The 26,724-nt window shown below is 50.7% G+C and carries 20 protein-coding genes; 15 read left to right on the forward strand and 5 right to left on the reverse strand.

The window, feature by feature from the left end; all coding sequences use genetic code 11:
* Positions 1-384 (forward strand): Ig-like domain-containing protein (locus ACN0S4_RS09610; protein WP_417657469.1); only part of this gene is annotated, 384 nt, incomplete at its 5' end.
* Positions 385-449: 65 nt separating this feature from the next.
* Here the strand turns inward: ACN0S4_RS09610 and typA are convergent.
* Positions 450-2,279, reverse strand: a complete 1,830-nt coding sequence (gene typA, locus ACN0S4_RS09615) for a translational GTPase TypA (protein ID WP_417657470.1) — start codon at positions 2,277-2,279, stop codon at positions 450-452.
* 522 nt (positions 2,280-2,801) lie between these two features.
* Between typA and ACN0S4_RS09620 the strand changes: the two genes are divergently transcribed.
* From ACN0S4_RS09620 to ACN0S4_RS09675, 12 genes are all read left to right on the forward strand, one after another.
* On the forward strand, positions 2,802-5,501 hold the full coding sequence (locus tag ACN0S4_RS09620; protein ID WP_417657471.1) for a TonB-dependent receptor: 2,700 nt from the start codon (positions 2,802-2,804) through the stop codon (positions 5,499-5,501).
* A gap of 75 nt (positions 5,502-5,576) precedes the next feature.
* A complete protein-coding gene (locus ACN0S4_RS09625) occupies positions 5,577-6,305 on the forward strand; it encodes a hypothetical protein (RefSeq protein WP_417657472.1) in 729 nt (242 codons plus the stop codon).
* A complete protein-coding gene (locus tag ACN0S4_RS09630) occupies positions 6,302-7,966 on the forward strand; it encodes a PepSY domain-containing protein (RefSeq protein WP_417657473.1) in 1,665 nt (554 codons plus the stop codon). The genes ACN0S4_RS09625 and ACN0S4_RS09630 overlap by 4 nt, the downstream gene beginning before the upstream one ends.
* 123 nt (positions 7,967-8,089) lie before the next feature.
* On the forward strand, positions 8,090-9,040 hold the full coding sequence (locus ACN0S4_RS09635) for an efflux RND transporter periplasmic adaptor subunit (RefSeq protein ID WP_417657474.1): 951 nt from the start codon (positions 8,090-8,092) through the stop codon (positions 9,038-9,040).
* On the forward strand, positions 9,033-12,158 hold the full coding sequence (locus tag ACN0S4_RS09640; RefSeq protein ID WP_417657475.1) for an efflux RND transporter permease subunit: 3,126 nt from the start codon (positions 9,033-9,035) through the stop codon (positions 12,156-12,158). The genes ACN0S4_RS09635 and ACN0S4_RS09640 overlap by 8 nt, the downstream gene beginning before the upstream one ends.
* Before the next feature lie 342 nt (positions 12,159-12,500).
* Positions 12,501-13,913, forward strand: coding sequence for a glutamate--ammonia ligase (glnA, locus tag ACN0S4_RS09645; protein WP_417657476.1), 1,413 nt, complete (start codon positions 12,501-12,503; stop codon positions 13,911-13,913).
* Positions 13,914-13,940: 27 nt separating this feature from the next.
* Positions 13,941-14,501, forward strand: a complete 561-nt coding sequence (locus ACN0S4_RS09650) for a DUF4124 domain-containing protein (RefSeq protein WP_417657477.1) — start codon at positions 13,941-13,943, stop codon at positions 14,499-14,501.
* On the forward strand, positions 14,494-15,606 hold the full coding sequence (gene glnL, locus ACN0S4_RS09655; RefSeq protein ID WP_417657478.1) for a nitrogen regulation protein NR(II): 1,113 nt from the start codon (positions 14,494-14,496) through the stop codon (positions 15,604-15,606). The genes ACN0S4_RS09650 and glnL overlap by 8 nt, the downstream gene beginning before the upstream one ends.
* A complete protein-coding gene (gene ntrC / locus ACN0S4_RS09660) occupies positions 15,603-17,012 on the forward strand; it encodes a nitrogen regulation protein NR(I) (RefSeq protein WP_417657479.1) in 1,410 nt (469 codons plus the stop codon). Before glnL ends, ntrC begins: the two co-directional genes overlap by 4 nt.
* A 97-nt stretch (positions 17,013-17,109) precedes the next feature.
* Entirely contained in the window at positions 17,110-17,793 is a 684-nt protein-coding gene (locus ACN0S4_RS09665; RefSeq protein ID WP_417657480.1) for a response regulator transcription factor, read from the forward strand.
* Positions 17,794-17,803: 10 nt separating this feature from the next.
* Entirely contained in the window at positions 17,804-19,168 is a 1,365-nt protein-coding gene (locus ACN0S4_RS09670; protein ID WP_417657481.1) for a sensor histidine kinase, read from the forward strand.
* A 73-nt stretch (positions 19,169-19,241) separates the two neighbouring features.
* On the forward strand, positions 19,242-20,234 hold the full coding sequence (locus tag ACN0S4_RS09675; RefSeq protein ID WP_417657482.1) for an alpha/beta fold hydrolase: 993 nt from the start codon (positions 19,242-19,244) through the stop codon (positions 20,232-20,234).
* Here the strand turns inward: ACN0S4_RS09675 and ACN0S4_RS09680 are convergent.
* Positions 20,221-21,159: a cation diffusion facilitator family transporter gene (locus ACN0S4_RS09680; RefSeq protein WP_417657483.1), complete on the reverse strand. Its 939-nt coding sequence runs from the start codon at positions 21,157-21,159 to the stop codon at positions 20,221-20,223. The two genes, ACN0S4_RS09675 and ACN0S4_RS09680, sit on opposite strands and share 14 nt — an antisense overlap.
* Positions 21,160-21,269: 110 nt before the next feature.
* Here ACN0S4_RS09680 and ACN0S4_RS09685 point away from each other — a divergent pair, with 110 nt between their 5' ends.
* Complete coding sequence (locus tag ACN0S4_RS09685; RefSeq protein WP_417657690.1) at positions 21,270-21,734, forward strand: tRNA (cytidine(34)-2'-O)-methyltransferase; 465 nt, start codon at positions 21,270-21,272, stop codon at positions 21,732-21,734.
* Here the strand turns inward: ACN0S4_RS09685 and ACN0S4_RS09690 are convergent.
* Entirely contained in the window at positions 21,688-23,235 is a 1,548-nt protein-coding gene (locus ACN0S4_RS09690) for a hypothetical protein (protein WP_417657484.1), read from the reverse strand. The two genes, ACN0S4_RS09685 and ACN0S4_RS09690, sit on opposite strands and share 47 nt — an antisense overlap.
* Before the next feature lie 201 nt (positions 23,236-23,436).
* Between ACN0S4_RS09690 and ACN0S4_RS09695 the strand changes: the two genes are divergently transcribed.
* Positions 23,437-25,143: a cyanophycinase gene (locus tag ACN0S4_RS09695; RefSeq protein WP_417657485.1), complete on the forward strand. Its 1,707-nt coding sequence runs from the start codon at positions 23,437-23,439 to the stop codon at positions 25,141-25,143.
* A 68-nt stretch (positions 25,144-25,211) separates the two neighbouring features.
* On the opposite strand, the gene pyrE is transcribed toward ACN0S4_RS09695, so the two are convergent.
* Entirely contained in the window at positions 25,212-25,865 is a 654-nt protein-coding gene (gene pyrE / locus ACN0S4_RS09700; RefSeq protein WP_417657486.1) for an orotate phosphoribosyltransferase, read from the reverse strand.
* A gap of 128 nt (positions 25,866-25,993) precedes the next feature.
* Positions 25,994-26,707 carry a ribonuclease PH gene (gene rph / locus ACN0S4_RS09705; protein WP_417657487.1) on the reverse strand — a complete coding sequence of 238 codons (714 nt, stop codon included), beginning with the start codon at positions 26,705-26,707 and terminating at the stop codon, positions 25,994-25,996.
* Between the last annotated feature and the right edge of the window lie 17 nt (positions 26,708-26,724).

Genomic DNA, 26,724 nt, shown 5'->3' on the forward strand with positions numbered 1-26,724 from the left:
GGTAACGACAGCGCCTCAACCGATGACCGTACTGCGATTACCGTGAACGTGCTGGCGAACGACAGTGACCCAGATGGCGACTCGCTGACGCTGGTTGAGGTATCGGTGAATACCGGTGGCTCTGCGGCTATTACGAGTGACGACCAAGTTCGCTTCTCACCAAGCCAAGGTTTTGATGGCACGGCTACAGTGAGTTACGTGGTCAGTGACGGCAATGGAGGTGAAGCAACTGGAACGCTCACGGTCAATGTCGATGCGATTGAAGTCATTCGTGTGGATGGTAAATCCAGTGGTGGTCAGTTAAGTATCTGGCTGGCCTTGATGGCATTGGGTGGCGCGCTCTGGCGCCGTCGCCCACAGGTCAAACTGAAACGCGCGGCATAAGCCATTAGGCAAATAAAAAGGCGACCCGAAGGTCGCCTTTTTTAATCCCATGGGATTAGCGTTGCTTATGCGCGGCTAGCGCGCTTACGCTCGTTTTCGGTCAGCATACGCTTACGAATACGGATAGATTTTGGCGTGATTTCGACCAACTCATCGTCATCGATAAACTCAAGTGCTTGCTCCAATGACATGCGAATAGGTGGAGTCAGCAATAACGCGTCATCAGTACCTGCGGCACGAATGTTGGTCAGCTGCTTGCCTTTCAAACAGTTCACGGTCAAGTCATTCGAACGGCTGTGAATGCCGATAACCTGGCCTTCATACACTTCTTCACCGTGACCCAAGAACAAACGACCACGCTCTTGTAGGTTGAACAAGGCATAGGCCAATGCTTTACCGGTAGCGTTTGAAATCAATACGCCATTGATACGTTGACCGATAGTGCCCGCTTTAACCGGACCGTAATGGTCAAACGTGTGGTAAATCAAACCTGAGCCTGAAGTCAGTGTCATGAACTCAGTTTGGAAACCGATCAAACCACGACTTGGTACGATAAAGTCGATACGCATACGGCCTTTGCCATCTGGAGTCATGTTGGTCATCTCAGCTTTACGCAAGCCAAGCTTTTCCATGACTGAGCCGCCATGCTCTTCTTCAATGTCGACGGTCAGCGTTTCAAACGGCTCGTGCTTCTCGCCGTCAACGTCACGCATAATAACTTCAGGGCGTGATACTGCTAATTCGAACCCTTCACGGCGCATGTTTTCAATCAAAACACCTAAGTGCAATTCACCACGGCCTGACACGCGGAAGCGGTCTGGGCTTGCTGTTTCTTCAACACGCAAAGCAACGTTGTGCTTCAATTCTTGGGTCAAACGCTCCAAGATTTGGCGTGAAGTAACATACTTACCTTCTTTACCGGCAAACGGTGAGGTGTTGACCTGGAACGTCATGGTGACCGTTGGCTCATCAACAGTCAGTGCAGGCAACGCCTCCACAGAACCGGCAGCACACACGGTGTCAGAAATTTTCAATTCGCCTAAACCAGACACGGCAACGATATCTCCAGCGCTCGCTTTGTCGGTATCAATACGATCCAAACCTAAGTAACCGAATACTTGGCCGACTTTGCCGTTACGGGTGGAGCCATCAGCACCGACAATCGTTACTTGTTGGTTCAACTTAATCGAACCACGCTTGATACGACCAATACCGATAATGCCCAAGTAGCTTGAGTAATCCAGCTGCGAGATCTGCATCTGTAACGGACCATCGCGGTCAGCTTCAGGTGGTGATACTTTCTCGAGAATCGTTTCGAACAACGGAGTCATGTCTTCGCTTGGATTGTTGTAATCCAAGGTAGCAAAACCGTTTAACGCAGATGCGTAAACAATCGGGAAATCCAACTGCTCGTCGGTCGCGCCCAAGTTATCGAACAAGTCGAATACTTGATCCACAACCCAATCAGGACGTGCGCCTGGACGGTCAATCTTGTTCACCACCACAATCGGCTTCAAGCCATGTGAGAATGCTTTTTGCGTTACGAAGCGCGTTTGTGGCATTGGGCCATCAACGGCATCAACCAACAATAAGACTGAGTCAGCCATTGATAATACGCGCTCAACTTCACCACCGAAATCGGCGTGTCCCGGAGTATCAAGGATGTTGATGCGGAAATCGCGATAATTAATCGCAGTGTTTTTCGCAAGAATCGTAATGCCACGCTCTTTTTCAAGGTCATTCGAATCCATCACGCGTTCTTCGTTACCACCGCGGCTTGCCAGCGTTCCAGATTGCTGGAGGAGCTTATCAACCAGAGTTGTTTTGCCATGGTCAACGTGCGCGATGATGGCGATATTGCGCAATTTTAAAAGTTCAGTTGCTTGGATTGTCATTAAAAAGCCTAAAAAACAGAGGTGGGAACCACGATTGGTCAAAATAGCGGCGTATTATACTCGTGGAGCTACCAGAAAGAAAGCGAAATGCGTTTGTTACCACTACTCCTAAAACTGGTGCACAGGCAACAAGTATGCAGAGCCGTATGGGAGATGTCACTACGGGAAATTTATGTATGCTTAATGTGATTATTTTTACTGATATTTATTGATGAATTCCTATTCTGTTAATCAGAAATATTATCCAAATAAAAATTTGATAATATCGACAACTTTTTTTGTGTTAATCCTAATTTTCGAGTATTTTCCTCATTCTTATAGCTATATCATCTTATAAATATTGGCATTAGTTGACTATACAACTACGCTAAAACGCCGGTATTTTGGGCTATCCCGTAAATTCCCTACTTTACACTTTAATGAAATAAGCTATGTTATGAGATGTATAGACAACTCATGTAGCTGTAGAGTCGCTGTCTTACCCATGTAATTACAATTATGAAAATAAATTCAGGTGACACTATGAGACATTTCGCTATTTCTAGCCTCACGACGGCAATCGCCGCGGCCATTTTTGCACCAGCTCATGCGCAAGACGTCGATTCAACATCCACGGTCGATGCAGCAGAACGTATAACCGTTACAGGCTCGCGCTTGCAGCGAACTGAAGCAGAAAGTGCCGCTCCGGTGCAAGTTTTCACAGCCGAAGATATTGAGATGTCCGGAGTGACATCTTTGGAAGTTATTCTTCAACGTATGTCGGCTTCTGCGGGCTTCGCAGGAAGTCAAAGCAATGCGTACTGGACCGGCAACGGATATGGTACTGCGCAAGTGAATCTGCGCGGACTAGGTATCAATCGAACCCTAGTGCTGCTGAACGGTCGACGCATCGTCAACGGTGGTACTGGCGCGAATAGCAGTGTTGATTTGAACATGATTCCCCTTGAGATGATCCAACGTATCGAAGTACTCAAAGATGGCGCATCTGCAATTTATGGGGCCGATGCTGTCGCAGGCGTTGTTAATATTATCACTCGGAAAAGCTACGATGGTTTCACCGTTGAAGCACGAGCAGGTGCAACGGATGAAGGCGATGGTGAAGATAAGTCTCTGAACGTTATATTTGGCGCAAGTAACGACCGTGGACGTATGGTTTCCACTATCGGCTATAGAACGAGTGATGCGGTCAACATGGCCGACCAAGCAGGGTGCGCACTGGCAGAAGTAGCGCCAGGCGAACTTGGTTGTTTTGGTAGTTCCAGTACTATTGGTGGCCGAGCGACTATTCTTTCGGGTCCAGATGCAGGTTCTCGTATTAACTTTAATCAAGAGGAAGGTGGCGATAGCGACTTCTATGAAGCTTATGATCCTGCAAAGCACAATTTTGACTTCTTTTCGCAGTTAAATTCTGTAAATCCAATTACCAACTGGAATTTTTCGACATTTGCAGATTATCGATTAGCGGGTGACACCTATGTATTTACCGAAGTGCTATACAATAATCGACGTTCAAATCAGTTAGCTACGGCCGGCACTGTGGGTGGAATTACGTATGGCGCGGATCATCCAGATAATCCTACTGGTGAAGACATCCGATTGGATAGTCGTCGACTTGCAGAAGCTGGACCACGAGAGTTTTTCCAAGAAGTTAACACTTGGCGAGTCGTGACCGGATTGAATGGAATGCTGGGCAACAGTTGGAACTGGGAAATAGCCTACAACTATGGCCGCAATACAGCTATCGATGGGATGACAAATATTGCGAACATGGAACGACTTGGTCGTGCAATTGACCCCGCGCAGTGCGGAGAGAGCGGTATTCCTTGCTTAGACTTACTCGGTTACGGCGGCTTTGATCAAGCAGCAATTGACTACATCATGTTCCGAACTATGGATGAGGGCGGTAATGAGCAGCGTTCGTTAACAGCGAACATTGCTGGCGACTTACTTGAATTGCCTGCCGGATTTATGCCGGTTGCCTTTGGCGTAGAACATCGGAAAGAAAAAGGGTGGCGGAACCCTGATTCGTCGATTGTCGCGGGCGTTATGAACACCAACCAAGCCGACCCCATAGCTGGCAACTACACAGTGAATGAAGTGTACTTGGAGACAGCCTTGCCAATTCTGCGCGACCGAGATTTTGCGAAGTCAATGGATTTGGAATTGGCATATCGCTACAGCGACTACGATACATTTGGAAGCGACGGCAACTACAAAGCAAGCTTCCATTGGCAAGTAAATGATCAGTTCAAGTTCCGCGCGACGCGTTCGACCGCGTTCCGTGTACCTAATATTCCGGAGTTATTTGGCGGTGTTGCTGAAGGTAACTTAACCACAACTGATCCATGCGATGGCTGGGATCAACCTGGCAAGAATTCTGTTGTTGCAGCAAACTGTGAGGCAGATGGTGTGCCAGCAGGTTATACGCAGCTCGGAGCAACTGTATTAACAACGGTTGGTGGAAATCCAAATCTGGCGCCAGAAGATGCTAAGACCTTCACCACAGGTTTTGTCTGGGATTCGTCGTTGGTTGATAATCTGCAATTGACTTTGGATTACTACAAAATTGATATCTCGAATGCGATTCAACGCATCCCTGGCTCAACTAAACTTTCGGTGTGCTATGGATCGGACAATCTATCTCATCCATTCTGTGACGATTCGCACTTCACACGGGATAGCCTAACTGGCGAAATCAACTTTCTGTCAGCTCAACCAACGAATGCAGCAACTGAGGAAGTTTCAGGTGTAGATGGAGCAGTGTTTTACCAAACCGCTATTGCTGGTCTAGACACTTCTTTCAACTGGACCGTGAGCTACTTAGACGAGTATACGGTAACTCCGTTCGCAGGTGCAGATTCGTTAGAATATGCAGGCTATATTACCGGTGGTAGCGGAAGCTATACAAACTGGCGCTCTAATGCGGCGGTAACTTTGGAAAGCGATGATTGGCAGGCGCATTGGAATGTTCAGTATATTGGTGGTGCCGATGACATTAACGCAGCTGAGGGTGATGTAGGCGACCATGCTCCAAGTGTTTTCTACCACAACTTACAGGGTAGCTACTTTGTAAATTCAAACCTAACACTGGTTGGTGGAATCAATAACTTGTTCGACAAAAAGCCACCATTCATTCAAAGCTGGACGGATGCGAATACTGACACCATGACATACAACTTACTCGGTCGTCAGTTATTTGTAAAAGTGCGTTACGCGTTCTAACCCTGGAGGTTGTGCTGCAAGGTGTGGTTCAAGCATCTTGCAGCATTTTTTTATCTCTCGTGGAGAAATAATACTATGGCAGTATCAATACCCAGTAGTCGTTGGCGAGTATGGCATCGCTGGCTAGCTATTTTGGTTGGTTTACAGATGGTTGTTTGGAGCATCAGTGGCGGCTATATGGTGTTTTTTGAGCTGAGCTTCATTCATGGCGACCATTTAGTTCGCGACACTTCTGCGCCCATGCATCATACGAACGAATTTAAGTCTTTTGCGGATGTTCAAGACTTGTATCCAGATGCGAGCTCAATTCAATTGACATCTATCTGGCTAAACCAGCGGTCGGAGCCTGTGTATAAAGTGAATTTACATCACAATTCGCTACTACTCGATGCGCAGACTTTGGAGCCGGTAAAACTGGATAGCGAAGATATTAGAGGCATTGCCGAAAATATCTATAACCTTGGTGATCAACCTGCCGAGCGAGTGCAATGGTTGACGGAAAATCCCCCTACCGAACTAAATCCAGACTTACTGCCAGTGTGGCGGGTTGATTTCGATGATTTTGGGAGTACAAGTTTGTACTTCTCGCCAGATACTGGTGATTTAGTGACAAAGCGGCACACGTTTTGGCGCGGCTTTGACATTATGTGGATGATGCACATTATGGATTACGAAGAACGCGTGGATATAGAAAGTTGGCTACTCAGAAGTTTTATTATTCTTAATTTTGTTTTCATGATCACGGGTGCCGTGTTGGTATTTTTCACGATCCGTAAGCCGAAGACTGCGGAGGTAGGCCAATGATGCGCTTCCTACAATGGCTGCACCGGTGGACTAGTCTGATTATTCTAATTCAGATTGTACTTTGGATTGTTAGTGGCTTTTACTTTTCGTTGACCGGGCATCATGCGATGTCGGGCAATCAATATCATCATATGGACCACACCCCCAATCCGTTGGTAAATAATTCGAATGTTAGTCAGACCGATTTAATGACGCGTTTTAGTCACATTGAAGCAATTGAACTACGTTCGATCTTGAATATTCCTCAATTTGTTGTGAACAGTAAATCGGGTCAACATTATATCGATGGACAGACGGGCAATGTATGGCAAACGACTCCAGAGCTAGCAGCAAAAATTGCCTTTGCATCATACTCTGGTCCCGGTCAGTTAATTAATGTTGAGCGTGTAGACGGCAGTTCTGAGGTGGTTGAATGGGATGCATCCGGTTACAAAGTCAATATTGACGATGATCTTAATACTCGAATCTATGTTGATGCTGATTCAGGTGAAGTGGTTGCACACCGCAACTCTCCGTGGGTATTGGCAGACTGGGCGTTCAAACTTCATTTTATGGACTACAGTGGAGAACGTAGTTTTAATCATCTGCTTATTGTAACAGCAGGTATTGTGACACTTTGGTTCAGTCTGTCAGGGTTGATTTTACTCTGCCGTAATTTAGCACGCGGCGATTTGAATCCTGTTCGGAAGCCTACCTATTTAGAGCATTTTCAGAAAACTGGGCAACCTATAGCAAGTGCTTGTGGTGGTGGTGGGACCTGTGGTTTGTGTAAAGTTCAGTTCTTTGACCATCCACCAAAAGTCAGTGAACTAGATCGTCAACATCTAACGATTCGGGAATTAGACCAAGGATTTCGATTGAGTTGCCAACATCGTACAAATGGCAAATCAAAAGTTCACTTGAGCGATAATGGACCGCAAGAGCATTCGCTTCAACTGGTCAAAAGTCGGCCCCTTACACCGAATATCTTCGAGCTAACGTTTCGTAATCAAAGTGATACCCAATTTGCATATCAAGCAGGCCAGTTTATGCAGTTCATTATTCCGTCAGAGAAGCTGAAGAGTGACTGGGGCGTGCGCCGCAATTATTCATTTTCGACAGCTCCGGGAGATCAAGAATTGGTCTTTAATGTCCGCAAAATGGTATCGCCAAATGAAGGAATTCCGCCTGGCTTTGGTTCCACTTATTTATGTGAGATGGCTGCCGGTGATACCATCAATGCTATCGGTCCAATGGGTGATTTTATACTCAATGATGACAGCCCAAGCCACACAGCCCAGATATTTATTGGCGGTGGTGCTGGTATTGCGCCACTGAGAGCGCTCATCCAAAGCGAGTTAAAAAAGGCGACGCCTCGACCCATTTATTTCTTCTACGGGGCGCGAAGTGAATCGGAGTTATGCTATCTCGATGAGTTTAGAAACCTCGCTCAACAATCTTTAGTTGAGTATATTCCGGTCGTTTCCGACGATGTTTCTGGTTGGAGCGGTGAAGTTGGCTTTGTTCATGATGTTGCACGTAAATTCTTACGAGAGCAGAACTTGGAAAACATTGATTGCTATGTTTGCGGACCGCCACCGATGTTAGTGGCCACGCGCAATATGCTGGCCGCACTTGGAGTGGCAGAGAAGCAAGTTCGCTACGATGATTTTGGTATCTAGATGTCCGTAATAGCACCGCAATTCGTTTTTTGTGTTGCGGTGCTATTTTCACAGGAGGGTATTTCTTGCCTTTAATTTAGAATCTTCTAAAATACATGTCATCAACAAGTTTGAGGACATGTTATGCGTCAATTTGCTGGCTTATCATTTCTATTATTCGCACTGCCAATTCACGCGGCAGAGACCACTGTACAGACGAGCACAGTTGAGAGCTTTGTGCGCTTGCAAGGTATTGTTGAAGCGACGAACGCGGCAACGGTATCGGCGCAGACTTCGGGGCGAGTGGAACAAGTGCTCGTCGATATTGGTGATGTCGTCGAGCCCGGTGCGACCATAGTGAACATCACCTCAACCGAACAGTATCAAGCAGTCGCGCAAGCGCTGGCGCAAGAGTCAGCGGCGCAGGCGACTTTGGTGGCAGCGCAACGTGAGTACGACCGTATCAGCAGTATCGTTGCCGATGGCTTATTGCCAAAAGCCGAGCTCGATCGGGTTGAAGCGGCGCTCCAAAATGCCCAATCGCAAGTCAAGGCAACGCAAGCCGCAGTCACGCGAGCGCGTGAGCAATTATCGTATAGTTCAGTCAAAGCGCCGTACGGCGGCGTGGTCAGTGAACGGCTGGTTGAGCCCGGTGAAGCCGTGCAGCCAGGCACGCCACTAATGAGTGGCTTTGACCCCACTACTCTGCGCATCCATGTCGATGTGCCGATGACACTGGCGCGCGCAGTAGAACGATTTTCCAGTGCCCGTATTCAAACCCAAGACGGTTGGATAGAGCCGACTCAATTCAAATTATTTCCTACAGTCGATGCAGCTTCGGCCAGCGTGCGGTTACGGTTGACGTTACCTGCAGACCTGCAATTGTTGCCCGGTCAATGGTTAGGCGTCAGTGTTAAAACTGGCGAATACGAAGGCTTGAGTGTGCCAGCCGAAGCCATTACCCAGCAGGGTGAATTGACGCTGGTTAAACTCGCCAGTGGTGACTGGCGCGCCGTGCGAGTGGCTGAAGCCTACGACGGTCGAGTTGAAATCTTGAGTGGCTTGAATGCGGGTGAGGTCATCAGCTATGAGTAACCGTCTCGGTATTGCCGGCGGCATGGCGCAGTGGGCGCTGAACTCACGCTTAACGCCGCTGCTCGCTTTATTCGGCTTGTTGTTGGGCATTTTTGCGGCGCTCATCACACCGCGTGAAGAAGAGCCGCAAATTGATGTGACCATGGCTGACGTGATGGTGGCATTGCCAGGTGCTCGTGCTGAACAAGTCGAGCAACAGCTCGTGTTACCGCTGGAGCAGGCATTTTCACGCATGCAAGGCATTGAACATGTCTATGCGGTAGCGCGTCCGGGTCAGGCTCTGATCACCGTGCAGTTTGAGGTGGGTGTGGCCCGTCAAACCGCGTTGGTGGAACTCTTTGATGTGGTGGCTCAGTGGCAGTATGCCAATCCGCAAGCGAGCCCGCCGTTAGTCAAAGCGCAGGGTATTGATGATGTACCCATTCTTGGACTTACCCTCACGGCGGACGAGCTCGATCTGAAGTCGGTCGCCGATACCTTAGTGACGCCGCTGAAAAACGTGAACGGTGTGCGTGATATCGCCATTATTGGTGCCGAGCCAGAACAGGTCACGGTGACTCTTAACCCGACCGCTTTGGCGCGCGCTGGACTCGACATCAATACCGTGAGCCAAGCGCTGCAATCCTACAACCAAAGTGCGCAAGCCGGTTATCGCTTGCAAGAAAGCATGCGTATTCCCATTCAAGCAGGCGGCTTTATTGACAGCCTCGCCACCTTGGAGCAGTTGGTCATTGGCGTAGTTGATGGCAAGCCGCTGCGGCTTGGTCAAGTGGCTGAGCTAAGCACCGATGGTGCATTGCCAACGCGGTATGTGTGGACGCGTACTCGCGAATCTGAAGCCCAGCAAGCTATCACGCTCACCGTTACCAAAAAGCCGGGCGAGAACGCAGTCGAAATCGCCGAGGCGGTGCTGACTCGCCTGAGTACATTACAAGCGCAGTGGTTGCCTACTGAAGTGAATGTGGATGTGACGCGCAACTACGGCGAGACCGCTGACGCCAAAGCATCGCAGCTGATTCAGAAGTTGGCGTTCGCCACCTTGTCGGTCGTGTTGTTGGTGCTCTTTACCCTGGGTCGCAAAGAAGCTGTGGTCGTCGGTAGCGCGGTAATCCTGACCTTAGCCACGACTCTATTTGCGTCGTGGGCGTGGGGCTTTACCCTCAACCGCGTGTCCTTGTTTGCGCTAATTTTCTCCATCGGTATTTTGGTCGACGACGCCATTGTGGTGGTCGAGAATATTCACCGACATCGTGGGCGTGGGGGCAAACTCAAAGACATTATTCCGCAAGCGGTTGAAGAGGTGGGCGGACCCACTATTTTGGCTACTTTTACGGTCATTGCCGCGCTGTTACCGATGGCCTTTGTCAGCGGCTTAATGGGTCCGTACATGAGCCCAATCCCCATCAATGCCTCGTTGGGTATGCTGCTGTCGCTGATCATTGCGCTCACCGTCACACCTTGGTTAGCGCAACGACTCCTCGGCAAAACGGACTCGTTGCACACCAGCGAGCATGAGCAGGATGAGAAGCTGCAACGCTTATTTCAACGCATCATGCAGCCCCTGCTAAGCAGTCGCAAAAAGCGCTATACCCTGGGCTTCGGTCTGATTGGACTGATTGTGCTGGTGATGGGGCTGGCCGTGATTCAAGCGGTGGTGCTGAAGATGCTGCCGTTTGACAACAAAAGTGAAATTCAAGTGGTGCTCGACATGCCTGAGGGTTCACCACTGGAGCAAACCAACAATGTATTGCTGCGCATGGCAGAACGACTCGACGGTATTCCTGAAGTGTCGGCGACGCAAATTTATGCGGGTACCGCAGCACCTATTGGCTTCAATGGTTTAGTGCGCCAATACTATTTGCGTAGTGATGCGCATCAAGGTGATCTGCAAGTGACCTTGGTCGACAAGTCTGAGCGCGACCGCTCCAGCCATGAAATTGCAATCGCCATCCGTGAGTTGCTGCAACCGCTCGCTGCAGAGCATGACGCGGCCTTAACCTTGGCTGAAGTGCCGCCGGGGCCACCAGTATTGGCACCGATTGTCGCGGAGGTTTACGGTCCATCGGCCGAGCAACGCGAGAGTGCTGCGCGAAAAGTCATGGCAGCATTGCAGCAAGTTGACGGCATTGTGGATCTCGACAGTACACTGGTCGCCGCAACCACAGAGGAAATTTGGTCGGTGAACTATGACCGAGCAGCGTTGCTGGGCGTGAATCCGGCGCAGGTCGTACAACTCATCAGCACCGCGTTACAGGGTCAACCGCTGACTTATTTGGCGCTGCCGAATCAAACTCAGTTGGTGCCGCTCGTCATGCAATTGCCGGCTACCGAGCAAGGTCAGATAACACCGCTACAGTCAGTGAGCATTCGTAACCAGCATGGGCAGATGATTCCGCTGCATGAAGTGGTTGAGCGTCATCAAGTACCAATGCAACAGGCGCGCTACCGCAAAGATCAGCGTCCCGTAACCTATGTGATGGCAGATATGACCGGCACTGTGGATAGTCCGCTGTACGGCTTATTCGCCGCCACCGACAACATCGACTTACCACAAACCTTCATCAGCCAGCCCGACCGTTGGGATACCGCTGCCGTGAAGTGGGATGGTGAGTGGCAAATTACCTATGAAACGTTCCGCGACATGGGTCTCGCCTACGCTGTTGGCTTGCTGCTTATTTACTTGTTGGTCGTGGGTCACTTCGGCAGCTACATGGTGCCGCTGGTGATCATGGCGCCCATACCGCTAACGCTGATCGGCATCATGCCGGGGCACGCGTTGCTCGGCGCACAATTCACCGCTACCTCAATGATTGGCATGATTGCCTTAGCCGGCATTATTGTCCGCAACTCAATACTGCTGGTGGACTTCATCCGTGACGCCGTGGCCAACGGCATGGCTCTGAATGACGCGGTGATCAATGCCGCAGCCGTTCGCGCCAAGCCAATCATCCTGACCGGAGTCGCCGCCATGCTGGGCGCCTTCTTCATCCTCGACGACCCCATCTTCAATGGTCTCGCGGTGAGCCTAGTGTTCGGTATCGCGGTCTCGACCCTGCTGACGCTAGTGGTGATCCCACTACTCTACGCCTCGCTCCTGAAAAGAGCTGGTGAACAGTGAACAGTGAATAGGTAACAGGAAAGACAGTGAACAGTGAACGGTGAATAGGTAACAGGAAAGACAGTGAACAGTGAAAAGTAGAGTTTTCTATTCACTGTTCACTGTTCACTATTCACTATTCACCATCCCTTCGCACTAGCATGGTGCAGCCGTTTGCACTATAATGGTGCAATTAGATGCGCTGCGACCCCTGCTCTAGCAGTAAACCATTGATATAAAGCTACTTATAACTTTGGCACGGGTTTTGCTATATCCTGTCCAACAAGGCGCAGGCCAGCATGGAGTGAAAGCTCCGCTATACTGTACAAATCAATTCAGACGCATCGATTCGTGGAGGATCTCATGTCTACACCGCAAGACGTAATGGCATTTATTGAAGACAACGACGTGAAATTTGTGGACTTACGCTTTACCGACACCAAAGGTAAAGAGCAGCACGTGACTATTCCCGTGTCACAAATTAACGAAGAATTCTTCGAAGAAGGCAAAATGTTTGACGGCTCTTCTATCAGCGGTTGGAAAGGCATTAACGAATCCGACATGGTATTGATGCCAGATTGCACCACTGTGGTGCTAGACCCGTTCACTGACGAAGTCACTATGAACGTAGTGTGTGACATCCTTGAGCCAGACACTATGCAAGGTTACGACCGTGACCCGCGTTCTATCGCTCGTCGCGCTGAAGCCTATTTGCAAGCCGCTGGTATTGCTGACACCGCATTCTTTGGTCCCGAGCCAGAGTTCTTCCTGTTCAACGACGTTCGTTTCCATACCGACATGAGCGGTTCGTTCTATAAAATCGAAGCAGAAGAAGCCAAGTGGAACTCAGGTAAAGAATACTCAGACGGTAACTTAGCGCACCGTCCAGGTGTGAAAGGCGGTTACTTCCCAGTACCACCAGTGGATTCTGCGCACGACATCCGTAGCACCATGTGTACCGTGATGGAAGACATGGGCTTAGTCGTTGAAGCGCACCACCATGAAGTGGCAACTGCTGGTCAGAACGAAGTGGCGACCCGCTTCAACACGCTGGTGAAGAAAGCTGACGAAATTCAAACGTACAAGTATGTGGTGCACAACGTTGCACATTCATACGGTATGACCGCAACCTTTATGCCGAAGCCAATTGTTGGCGACAACGGTTCAGGTATGCACGTGCACATGTCACTCAGCAAAGACGGTAAAAACCTGTTTGCTGGTGACCAATACGGTGGTTTGAGTGAAACCGCGCTGTACTACATTGGCGGTATCATCAAGCATGCCCGTGCTATCAACGCATTCGCTAACCCAAGCACCAACTCGTACAAGCGTTTGGTCCCAGGTTTCGAAGCTCCAGTCATGTTGGCTTACTCGGCACGTAACCGTTCTGCGTCAATCCGTATTCCAGTAGTTGCGAGCGCGAAAGCACGTCGTATTGAAGTACGTTTCCCTGACCCATCAGCTAACCCTTACCTGTGTTTCGCAGCGTTAGTGATGGCGGGTCTCGACGGTATCAAAAACAAGATCCATCCTGGCGATGCTATGGATAAAGACTTGTATGACTTGCCTGCAGAAGAAGCGAAAGAAATTCCAACCGTATGTCATTCATTAGAAATGGCGCTGGAAGCGTTGGATAAAGATCGCGAGTTCTTAACTGCTGGCGGTGTCATGACTGACGATATGATTGATGCGTACATCAAGCTGAAAATGAAAGACGTTATGCAGCTGAAGATGACTACGCACCCAATTGAGTTTGACCTCTATTACTCTTGTTAATAGACGTCACTGTATGGACTAAAGCTGATGGTGCGAAACGCGCTGATTATACTGACTCTGACCCTCGCTGTGCTGAGCACGGCGCAGGGGCAGGTTTATAAAAAGTGCGACGCAGACGGACGCTGTACCTATACTGATAAACCTTTAGAGGGAGCCGAAACTGTTAACGTGGATGCGGCTCCCGCTACTGAATTTGCGAAGACTGCCCCAGTTACTACCCCGCAAGAACCCGCTAAAGTTGTTGATCCGCTGGCTGAGGTGACGGCCACGGTTGCCATTACCAGTCCAGAACAAAAAGAAGCGATTCGCGCGAACAATGGCGAGTTCAAAGTACGCTGGCAAGCTGATGTACAGGGTTTGCAGGGTCGACCGATCTACCAGCTATACCTCGACACGCAGCCCATTTACAGAGGCCCACTCACTGAAGTGACGTTACGTGATGTCGCGCGTGGTGAGAGACGCTTGCAGGTTCGTGTGTATGCGCCAGATGACACTGAGTTAGCGCGCACCGATATTACCGTTGTCTACGTGCAACGCGCCTCCATACTCGCACCGCGACCACCTGCTGCAGGTGGCGGCAATGGTTGACGATAGACACGCGTTACTGGACCAACTCTTAACAGCTGTCGTGGTACTCGATTCACGGCTGCAGATCCAATATATGAATGCCGCGGCTGAGACCTTGCTCGATGGCAGTCGCCGTCGTTTGCGCGAAGCGCCCTTCTTTAGCCTCTTTGCTGACAGCTCCTTAGATGAAGCGGTGTTGCAACAAACGCTCGCCGAACAACAAAGCGTCTCGGACAGTGAGGTGCTCCTCGCATTTCATGATGGCCAGCGTGTCACGGTGGAGTTTAGTGCACAGCCTATGGCGAACGGTCCAAGCCAGAGTGAACACTATGCATTGTTAGAACTGCGGCAAGTGGACCAAATTCGTAAAATAAACCAAGAGAATTCCCAGCAACAGCAATTGCTGGCAGCGCAAACCATGATCCGTGGGTTGGCGCATGAAATTAAGAATCCGCTCGGCGGTTTACGCGGTGCCGCGCAACTCTTGGCAAGTGAATTGCCTGACCCAGCGCTGCGTGAATATACCGATTTAATTATGTCGCAGGCCGATCGCCTCCGTAATTTGGTGGACCGTATGTTGGGTTCGTACCGTCTGCCACAACGGCAGCCACACAATGTGCATGCGGTGCTTGAGCAGGTTATTCAGTTGGCGCAATTGAGCGCCGAACAACAACTGCAGACCGTGAAATGGCAGCGGGATTATGATCCCAGTTTGCCGGATCTGACCATGGCTGCGGAAGGGCTCGAACAGTCGTTACTGAACATTGTGATGAACGCCATTGAAGCGCAACACAATGTTAATCAGAGCGATGGGGTGATTACGCTGCGGACGCGCATCGCGCACCAGCAAACCATTTATGGCAAGCGCTATCGGCACTGTGCCGTGGTGAGTGTCAGTGATAACGGTCCGGGAATTCCAGCGCAACTGCGCGACACGCTGTTCTATCCCATGGTAAGCGGTCGTGCGGGTGGCACTGGACTAGGTTTGTCGATTGCGCAAACCATCGTGCATCAGCATGCCGGAAAAATTGATGTGGAGTCCGTACCCGGACACACCGAATTTACCGTCTATCTCCCTTATATTGAAACGCGGGTACGCAATGGCCAAGCGAGGGATGCAGCATGAGTCAACAAGCCGTCTGGATTCTCGATGACGACAGCTCCATTCGTTGGGTGCTCGAACGTGCACTGTCACGTTCAGGACTGACAACGCAAAGCTTCAGCGGTGCGGGTGAGTTGTATTCGGCACTGGAACAAGCCGCTGTATTACCTGGCGTGTTGCTCACCGATATCCGTATGCCCGGCGAAGATGGCTTACAAGTTCTGGCGACCATTCAGCAGCGCTACCCGTCGCTCCCAGTCATTGTCATGACGGCACATTCTGATCTCGATTCGGCAGTGAATGCGTTTCAAGGCGGTGCGTTTGAATACCTCGCTAAGCCGTTTGATCTCGATGAAGTGGTGCACACGGTCACGCGGGCACTGGAACATCAATCGCAAGAGACAGAAACTCCGGTGGTCAATGCCGATGACGAGGCGATGTCGGGCTTAATCGGCAATGCGCCTGCAATGCAGGATGTGTTTCGAGCCATTGGACGGTTATCGCATTCCTCTGTCACAGTTTTGCTCACTGGCGAATCTGGTACAGGTAAAGAGTTAGTCGCTCGGGCTTTGCATCAGCACAGCCCGCGGCGACAGCGTCCGTTTATTGCACTGAATATGGCTGCGATTCCCAGTGAGCTGGTCGAGTCCGAGTTGTTCGGTCATGAGAAAGGCGCGTTTACCGGGGCAACGCAACGCCGCCGTGGACGTTTTGAACAAGCCCATAGCGGGACACTGTTTCTCGACGAAATCGGTGATATGCCGCTGAACGTGCAGACTCGCTTATTGCGAGTGCTAGCCGAAGGACAGTTCTACCCGGTGGGCAGTTATGAGCCGGTTAAAGTGGATGTCCGGATTATTGCAGCAACGCACCAGCAACTGGAGCAGCGCGTCAAAGATGGCTTATTTCGTGAAGACTTATTCCATCGTTTGAACGTGATTCGTTTGCAGTTGCCAACGCTTGAGCAACGGCGTGAAGATATCCCGCAGCTGGCGCGTCACTTTTTAGAATTATCGGCCCGCGAACTTGGCGGCGAGCCCAAGCGGTTGACCGCAGCAGCAGTGCAGGTTTTGCAGCGTTCGGCTTGGCCGGGCAATGTGCGGCAATTGGAGAATACCTGTCGCTGGCTAACCGTCATGGCGCCTGGGGCGGTTATCGATGTGCAGGACCTTCCTGAACATGTCACCAACGAGTCTTTTGGAGTTGTGAGTGATGATTGGAAGGCCGCCATCGCACAAGAAATTGAGCGGCGTTTGGTTGCTGGCGAAACCGATATCGTTAACACCATCGTTACGCAAGTTGAGGCACAAGCTTTAAAACAGGCGCTTGAAGCGACCGCTGGCCATAGGCAGCAAGCCGCAGAATTGTTGGGTTGGGGGCGCAATACGCTGACCCGCAAAGTACAACAACTGATGCCGGAAGCTGACTAGCGACGTAAAATTAACGTAAATGGGCTGCCCTTTACGAAGTCTTCTTTACATAATTAAGGTCAAGAGAAAACCTATGCAACGAGCGCAGGACAAAATTATGACCAAGATACTATTAGTCGACGATGATGCTGAATTGAGCAGCATGCTCGAACAGATACTCACTCGTGAAGGTTACGAGTTGACCTTGGCTGCTGATGGCGAGACTGGATTACAACGTGCACTAAGCGGTTCTTACAACCTGATCTTATTGGACGTGATGTTGCCCGGTATCGACGGTTTTCAGCTGCTCCAACGCTTACGCCAGCAGTCACGTAGCACGCCAGTGTTGATGCTGACTGCACGTGGTGATGACGACGATCGTGTTGCGGGCTTGGAATTGGGCGCAGATGACTATTTGCCGAAGCCATTCTATCCCAAAGAGCTGGTTGCGCGAGTGAAAGCCTTGTTACGTCGTACGCCGAACACTTCGGTGACACCAGAGCCATTAGAGCACGCCGGTTTCCACATTGACCCTATGCAAAATGAAGCCAAAGTGGATGACGTGGTGTTAGAGCTAACGCCAACGGAGTTCGATATCTTGCGTGTGCTGGTGCAAGGTGGTGGCCAAGTGGTCAGTAAAGACCAGATGTCTGTCGCTGCGTTGGGTCGTCAATTGGCTCCATTTGATCGCAGCTTGGATGTTCACATCAGTAACATCCGTAAGAAAATTCACCATAATCCAGAGCGGATCCAGACCGTGCGTGGGCGTGGATATCGCCTCATGGCACTAGCTTCAGCATAAGCGAACTGACGTGCGGACACGCTGGTATCAGTCGCTTAGCCTACGCCTCCTCATCCTCTTTTGGTTGTTGTTTTTTGGTGTGGCGAGTAGCAGTTACTTATTGGCATTGTGGTTCAGCAAACCCGTTGAGCCACAGCCATTGTCTGCTAATGTCCAAAATACGCTGACGCCGCTGCTCAGTGACTCCCAAACTTTTGCATCCCTGACGCCTGGTCGTTTGTTGGCCGGTGACTTCCGAGTAGTGGCATCCCTCGCGCCGCAAGGTCAGGAACGGCTGCAGGTCGAACGCAATATCAGTAGCAGTATGCAGCGCCTTGTGCTGCGTCAGCTCGAGGCTGCCCAAGAAGAGCAGATCCCTTACAACAACCAGATGCTGATTGGTCCCTTTGAAAACGACGGGCGACGGATCTTGCTGGTGCGGCCATTAACGCTGGAAGAGCGGCGGCTGCAGGTGGTGTCGGAACAGGAAGCGCAAGAAGCACAAACCACCGCATTGCTGATTGGTAGTGGTTTAATCTCCATCGTGTTGGGTGTGTGGTTGGTGCGGCCGCTGAAGCGCCTGACTCAAGCAACGCGCGAAATTGCCAAGGGCAGCGAATCACCGCAATTACACCGACTTCCGAAACGTTCCGATGAGCTGGGCGAGCTTGCCCGCGCGCTTTCCACCACAGCCCGTGACCTCGCTGTTTCACGCGATGCCCAGCGGCGGTTACTCAGTGATGTGTCACATGAGCTGCGCTCGCCGCTGGCGCGGATGCAAGTGGCTCTGATGCTGTCACAGGACGATGATACGCCGACGGACAATCCACACCTGCAACAAATGGGACGTGACTTAGAACGGCTCAGTACCATTATTGAGCGCATTCTGTCGTTATCGCGGCTCGAGAATGGACTGGTGAAATTGACCCGCGTTGATGTGGATACGCGTGAGCTGGTGGAACAACTGGCCGCCGATTTGAGCTATGTGGATGCCGAGCAAGGTCGCCGCGTGCATGTGTTACCCAAAGCCCCTGAACATGGTGACTGGCCAGTATTGTCCAGCGATAGCGAGCTGTTACGCTTGGTTCTCGAGAACCTTGTTCGCAACGCGCTGCAATACACCACCGAACTAATTGAATTACGCTGCGAAAAAGCCGGTAACTTTTACCACATTTTTGTACGTGACTTTGGCGAAGGCGTGCCAGAGGAGCAGTTGCAAAAGCTGTTTGAACCTTTCTTCCGTGGCGATCCCTCGCGTCACCACAAAGCTGGCGTTGGCCTGGGTATGGCACTGAGCTTACGCGCCGCGCTGGTGCTCGGCGGCAAAATTACCGCACAAAATCATCCCGATGGCGGACTTGAGGTGTGTGTTTCATTGCCAAAAGATGGTAAATAGTGAATGGTGAATAGATAATCGAAAGGACACTCTGTTCACTGTTCACTTTTCACCTTCTGTTAGAGAGCCCCAGATGCCGGAAACTAAGCCCAGCGATAGCGACACGACTTGGTCATCGTTCTACGATACCGTCATTGCACCATTTTGGTGCAACAATGTTAAACGCACGGCTATCGAGCGTCCCAACGGCATTACCCTCTACGCTTACTACCTGACATTGCCGCAGTCGAAGGGTGTGATTGTGGTCAGTCCCGGACGTATCGAAGCCGCCATCAAATACCAAGAGTTAGTGTGGGAGCTGGCGCAGGCTGGTTACTCAGTGGCGCTGCTTGATCATCGTGGGCAAGGTGAGTCGGACCGGGAATCGGCGTTTCGACAGCGTGGGCATATTCGTGAGTTCGATACGTTCATCAGTGATTTTGCCGCGTTTATGGATGATGTTAGCGAACGTTTTACCGCCCAACCCATCACCTTATTAGGTCATTCCATGGGCTCCGCGATTGCCGCTTTATACCTAGCACGACACGAACACAGCGTCGCGCGGGCAGTGTTGAGCTCACCAATGTTTGGTATTCGCTCGAATCCAATCCCGGCAAGCCTTGCGCTCTCGATTGCTGAGTTTGGTTTACGGCTCAACGAGTGGCTGCAGCCCGATAAGCCGTGGTATTTCCCTGCGCGCGCCGACTATCAGGATATCCCTTTTGCTCGCAATGATTTAACCCATAGCGCGGCACGTTACGCCAAGTTCCGCCATATCTATGAGCAGAATCCGAGTATTCAATTAGGTGGGCCAACGTTTGCGTGGGTGGTGCAAGCGTTGCGCGCCTGCACGAAAGTGGAGGCTGAAGCTTCGAAGATCAGCATTCCAGTGACGATTGTGCAGTCCAGTGGCGATACCGTGGTCGATAATGAGTCCCACCGGCGCGTCCTCGAGGTATTACCACAAGGACGATTGGTGCAAGTGCCAAAAGCTCGTCATGAGCTCTTTATTGAAGCCGATGAATACCGGCAGCAGGCATTGAAGGTGCTAATTGAAGAAGCGGAACAAGCGACTAAGGCCGATTAATATTCAGCCGTGGCGAGCCAGTAGGTGATGGGGTAGTGGCATCCATAATGATGCTTTGGGGATCCATATGCACCAACACATCAGTGCTTTCAAATAGGTCCTGCAGCCGATGCTCGGTGTCATCCGCAATATCATGAGCCTGCTTTAACGTCAGGTGATCTTCAAGTTCAATATGGCAGGAAATAAAGCGAGTTGGTCCTGCCGAGCGAGTCCGCAATCCGTGAAAGCCTTGCACGCCTGCTGTCTCTCGGATGGTCTTGATGATGAGCTGGCGCTCGTCGTCAGGCAACTCACGGTCCAGCAATGTGTGCAATGAACCGCGAGCAATTTGCACCGCATTCCACAGTAAATACACTGCGATGCCAATGGCGATGACACTATCCGCCCACCATAAATTCCAAGCACTCAAGGCAAGCGCCACAATAACTGCTGAGTTTAATAGTAGGTCAGAGGTGTAATGCAATTTATCCGCAGCAATAGCGGCAGAGCTCGTATTCTGAATGGCTTTGTGCTGCAAGGTCACCAGCACGCTGGTCAAAACAATCGCTAGAATTGAGACGTAGATCCCTGCGTCAACGCGCTGTACCGTCTCGGCAGCGCTCCACTGTTGCAGACTGTGGATAATCAGCAAAATAGCCGAAATGAAAATCAAAATAGATTGAATAAAGGCGGCTAAAGCTTCCGCTTTACCATGACCGTGGCGATGTTCTTTGTCGGCGGGAACCAACGCGTAGCGCACCGCAAAAAAGGTAAATAGCGACGCCAAGGTATCCAGTGACGAGTCGGTGAGTGATGCCAACATAGACGCAGAGCCGGTCAGCCACCAAGCGGTACCTTTAGCGATGATCAGAATCAACGCCACAGATACAGAAGCGCGGGTCGCTATTTTGACCCAAAAACTGTAATCCCGTGATGATTCTGCCATGCTCGTGCTCGTCTTTTTGAAGAAGTTTGCTATTCTACTGGCTCGCGTCGAAAAAACGAAATTTCATGCCCAAAAATTGGGCACTATGAGTGATCGGAGTTGTTCAGCAGATGTTCCACATTGCCCTACATGAGCCCAAAATGCCCGCCAATACTGGCAATATCATTCGACTATGTGCGAATAATGGCTGCTCATTGCATCTTATCGAACCGCTTGGTTTTGACTTTGAGGAAAAGAAGTTACGCCGGGCCGGTCTCGATTATCATGATTTGAGTAATGTGAAGCGCTATCCAGATTATGCGAGCTTCAAAGAAGCCATGGGTAACCGTCGAATCTTTGCTTGTACGACCAAAGGCAGCAGCTCCTATGCAGGCGCGCACTACCAGTCAGATGACGTGTTGTTGTTTGGCTCTGAAACCAGTGGATTACCCGATTCTGTTTTGGCGCAATTCACCCCAGAGTTTCGGATCCGTATTCCTATGATGCCGAACAACCGATCGCTGAATTTATCCAATGCGGTCGCAGTGATTAGTTTTGAGGCGTGGCGGCAACAGCAGTTTGCGGGCGGATGCTGAGTCCAAGTTTAGAACGCTCGAGCTCCGCTTCTGCATAGATTTCCGCTATTTCGCCTGAGCTAACGAGCTCTCGAAAACGGCGGTCAAAATAATCCCGTAACTGGCGTCCACGCGGCGTATCTTGAAAGGCCACATGAATCGGTAAGCTGTTGTGGATCAGCAACCGTTCATACGGCGTGTTGTTCCAATCAGGCAAATTCTCACGATAATTGATGACTGCGCCCGCGCGACTTTCATCCAACATCGCAAAACAATCTAAACTGCTATTAGCATAATAGTAGTTGAGCCCGTCTGGCAGAAAATCCCCGTATTGATAGCCAGCGACATGGCAAATTGGTTTTTCTAACGTGCCATTGCGCACTTTTGCCATATCCGCCTCAGTCAGTGTGAACACATACAGCGGTCGGTCATAGTCAAAATGCAACCGCGAGACTATGGCATTACGGGGCTGATGCTGTGCGTAAGTGCCCACTAACATATCGAAGCGTTGGTCGCTCAGACCAAAAATTGCGCGTAAGTAGGTATTGGTGTTGATGTTGAGCTCGTTCGTTATTGGCGCAAAAACGCGGCGAATAATATCCCAATATTTACCCGTACCATCCAAGTCCGTGTAGGTACGCCAGTAGCCAGACGTTGCGCTGACCATCTCAAACGAGAGTTCCTCATCTTCTGGTAGGCTGGTTGCAAAGGGGGTCACGCTATTGCGTCTGGAAATTCGATCAATTTCGCCGTCTAACTGCAACCGATTAAATTCAGCGGTGAGCAATGGCACTATGTGTTCATAGCGCTTATGTAAATAATGAAACGCTTCATTCTGCCACAGGGGTACTACAATCAGATGCCGATCGTTGTAATAGCCCAATTGGCGTGCTTCAAAGTCATTCAGCAGAATACCTTGCACGCGCTCATTCTCGAACATTAGATGTAGCTGGTCGAGATCTTGGGCGGTGGCGGTCGCATTCGGATAATCATAATCATTCAGAATAGACTCAACCGACTGCATACCACTGATATAGGCAATGCTGTCGACCTGGTCGAGATTACAAATGCCACATTTGCGACGGTCGGCAACCAGCACAATTTCAAATGAAAATAACGGAAAGGGTACCGGAATGAGATTATTAAATTCGTTCTCGAGACCTGGCAATCGTCCCAGCTCACCGGCAATACGGCCACTGTTTGCTTCGACTAAGCTGCGCGTGCGTGGCATATCTACATAGCCAACACGAATACCCAAGTTGGCATAGGCTTGCTCTACTAGCTCACGAACATAATTGGTAAACGGGCCATCTTCGGGGCGACGAAACACCACATCACGAATAGGCGGCACTTGCCCCTGACTCGTTAGTGTATTTTCCTGAATTGGGAATGGTGGGCGTTCGGCTTCATTCTTTGGCGGTACGAATGGCACTTGCGCGTGCGCAGGCGTCACGCTCGCTAACCAGAGCGATGCGCTCATGACCCCAATGATCAGAACTAGCAATCGAGTGCAATACGACACCAATGAACCTCTATTTACAACAAAAAAGGCGCCACACGATTGTACGCGCAGCGCCATTATACCAGTTAGGCGCGCGCTTTATAACTGATCTGCTCATCCTCATTGAAACGCGCATGAATCGGGCAGCCGGCAGCAGATAATGATAAACTTCTGGTCTTATTGATGGTCTGAGATTGACGCACAGTAGTTGGGAGTAAGCGAATGAGTTCAAATATCTTGAAAGTAATGAAGGGTGTCGCGGGAGCGCTGGCGTGCTTGCCAATGCTGGCTATGGCGCAAGCTGCGGAGACTGAGCGTAGTGGCCCAGACTATCAATTGTTACTTGCTGGTGGTGCGCTATCTGTGTGCTCGAGTATGGCAGCAAATAATTGTGATGAAGGCGGTTGGATCGACAATGAAGTGATGCGAGTCGACCGTTATATCAACCTCTCTGATAAATACACCAAACCTTTGTTGGATGATGATTATTGGCCGTTTAACCGTCGCGAAACACGTGATGACGTGCGTGAAGCGCTTGAGATTATTCGTGAGCGAATGAATGAAGACATTCTGCCAGAGCGGGTGTTTGTGGATGAGTTTACACGCCGCGCTACGCAATATTTATATGAGAATTTGAGTGATTCGGAGTGGAATTTAATCCTCGATCATTTGGAAATGCCAGTGCCTGCGGGCATGCAAGAACAAGTGAATGTTGCCGAGTCGCTGAACAAAGAAGCCGTTGGTGTGTTTGAGGAATTTGTGGCGCAGGCGGCGAAGGTTCGCGGCACTGTTGCTGGCGGTGACGACAAGCCACGCATTGCAGTAATCACCGCATCCGCGCGTGACCCTTATGACGCGGTCGATTTCTACGTGAACTTATTTGCTGAGCTTGGTGCAGAAGCACAGTGGCTGCCGATTGACGCGGCAGTGTATGAAGCGCAGCGCAGCGGCAAATGTGATGCCATTAACGAGATCCGTGAAGAGCAATTCGGGGCTTGGGATCGCAGCCGTGTACATGCGGAGAAATACCAGCAGCAAGTAGATTTCTGTAAGCGTGCTGGCGCCGGAATCGAGATGATTGAGAATGTCGATGCGGTGTTTATCAATGGTGGCGATCAGAACCTGACTCGTAAGGCGCTGTTGAATCCATTGAGCCAGCCGTCGCCATTGCTGACCGAAATTTACTCGCGGGTAAGTAGCGGTAACTTTGTAGTGGGTGGTACCAGTGCAGGTACTGCCGTCATGACGGCGAAGTCGATGATTACCAACGGGACTTCTGCAGAGGCTTTGAAGGCTGGCGCGCGTGCCGCAGAGCCGCCCGTGCCGGGCTGTAACAACAACGATTCATGCCCACGTGACATGAATCAAGATACGCTGACCTATCATCCATTGGGTGGTATCGGCTTGTTCCCATACGCCATTTTGGACACGCATTTTTCTGAGCGTGGCCGGCAAGCTCGGTTACTGCGGCTAGCCGCGGAAACCTTCACCCCAATGGCGATTGGCGTGGATGAAACGACTGCCCTGCAAGTAAACGTATTGCGTAATGAGTTCCGCGTGATTGGTGAGCGTGGCGTATTCTTCGCCGTGGGTGCGCAGCAAGCTGATAACGCTGTGGCGTCGACCTTCCACTATCTGACTTCTGGCGCATCGGGCCGCATCAGCGACCAAGACATCAACGCTGTGCGCTTTGCGACCGACGGCAAGATTATCCAAGCCGAACCCACTACCCGCTTCTTAGATGACCGCGGCATGATCGATTCAATGCGGTTGCTGTGTCGTGATCGCAAGCAGTTCAACCTGCTGCAGGGGGAATATCGATTGACGGTATTGGCCGATGACAACACCCGCTCACAAGTGTCAGGCGGCGAATGTCAGGTCATGAATGGCCGAGTAGGGATAGCGCTGGAAACCCCAGAAAAATTCTAACGAATTTGGTGAACGGTGAACGGTGAACAGTGAAAGGAAAAATCTCTTCATTCACTGTTCACTATTTACTATTTACCGTCACTTATTCCGTACTTCGCGCGATACGCCTCTACCGCTGGCAGATACTGCTCGAATTCCGGCTCTTGGCGCACAAATTCAATTACGTCGTTCAGTGACACGATGCTGATGACTGTTGCGCCGTAATCACGCTCCACTTCTTGAATCGCGCTCAGTTCGCCTTTGCCTTTCTCTTGGCGGTCTAGCGCGATCAACACGCCCGCAAGTTGTGCGTTATTGGCTTGTACAATCTCCATCGACTCGCGAATAGCCGTGCCTGCGGTAATCACATCGTCCACCAACATCACGCGACCTTGCAGCGGCGAACCAACTAAGTTGCCGCCTTCACCGTGGTCTTTTTTCTCTTTGCGATTAAAGCAGTAAGGCACATCTTTTTGGTAGGTATCGAACAGGGCAATGGCTGCCGCCGTGGCAATGGGAATACCCTTGTACGCCGGACCAAATAGCAAGTCATATTCCACGCCACTGTCTTGCAACGCCGCCGCATAAAAGCGACCCAGCCGCGCCAAATCAGAGCCTTGATTAAACAATCCAGCATTAAAAAAGTAAGGACTTACTCGCCCTGATTTCAGCGTAAATTCGCCGAACTTCAGCACACCGCGCCCCAGCGCAAACTGAATAAACTCTTTCTGATATGTTTTCATCAATACCTCTGATACTAGAGTAACCAGTGAACGGTGAACAGATAACAGCACCCCACTGTTTGCATCTCTTCACTGTTACCTATTCACGGCTTGGCTATTACCTGTTACCTATTCACTATTAACTGTCTTTATGCCAATGCTGCCCGCTGCTGATCCATCAGCTCGCGTATCGCATGCCGAGCCAGCTCCAACATCTCATTCATCTCTTCGAACGAGAACGGCTCACCCTCAGCAGTGCCTTGCACTTCAATCAGTTTGCCGTCTTCGGTCATGACTACGTTCATGTCCGTTTCAGCTTTCGAATCTTCTGGGTAATCAAGGTCAGCTACTGGCGTGCCGTTGTACATGCCTACCGAGATAGCTGCGACCAAACCTTTCAACGGATTCGACTTCACCAGCTTCTCTTTGCGCATCCAGTTCAATGCATCCACTAACGCCACGCAAGCACCGGTAATTGAGGCTGTGCGGGTGCCGCCATCGGCCTGGAGCACGTCACAGTCAATCGTGATGGTGTTTTCGCCAAGCGCCGATAGGTCAACACAGGCACGCAACGATCGGCCAATCAGGCGCTGAATTTCTACTGTGCGACCACCTTGCTTGCCATGCGCCGCTTCACGATTCATGCGCGTATGCGTCGACCGTGGCAGCATGCCGTATTCAGCTGTGACCCAACCTTGGCCCTTACCTTTTAAGAAGCGCGGGACACTTTTGTCGACGCTCGCCGTGCACAACACTTTGGTGTCGCCAAACTCAATCAACACCGAGCCTTCGGCGTGTCGCGTGTAATTCCGGGTAATGGTTACCGGGCGAATTTGTTGCGAAGTACGACCGCTTGGACGCATGCTGCGCTCCTTCTTTG

Origin of the sequence: Pseudidiomarina aestuarii, from assembly GCF_048263735.1 — a bacterium.
GTDB classification, from domain to species: domain Bacteria; phylum Pseudomonadota; class Gammaproteobacteria; order Enterobacterales; family Alteromonadaceae; genus Pseudidiomarina; species Pseudidiomarina aestuarii_B.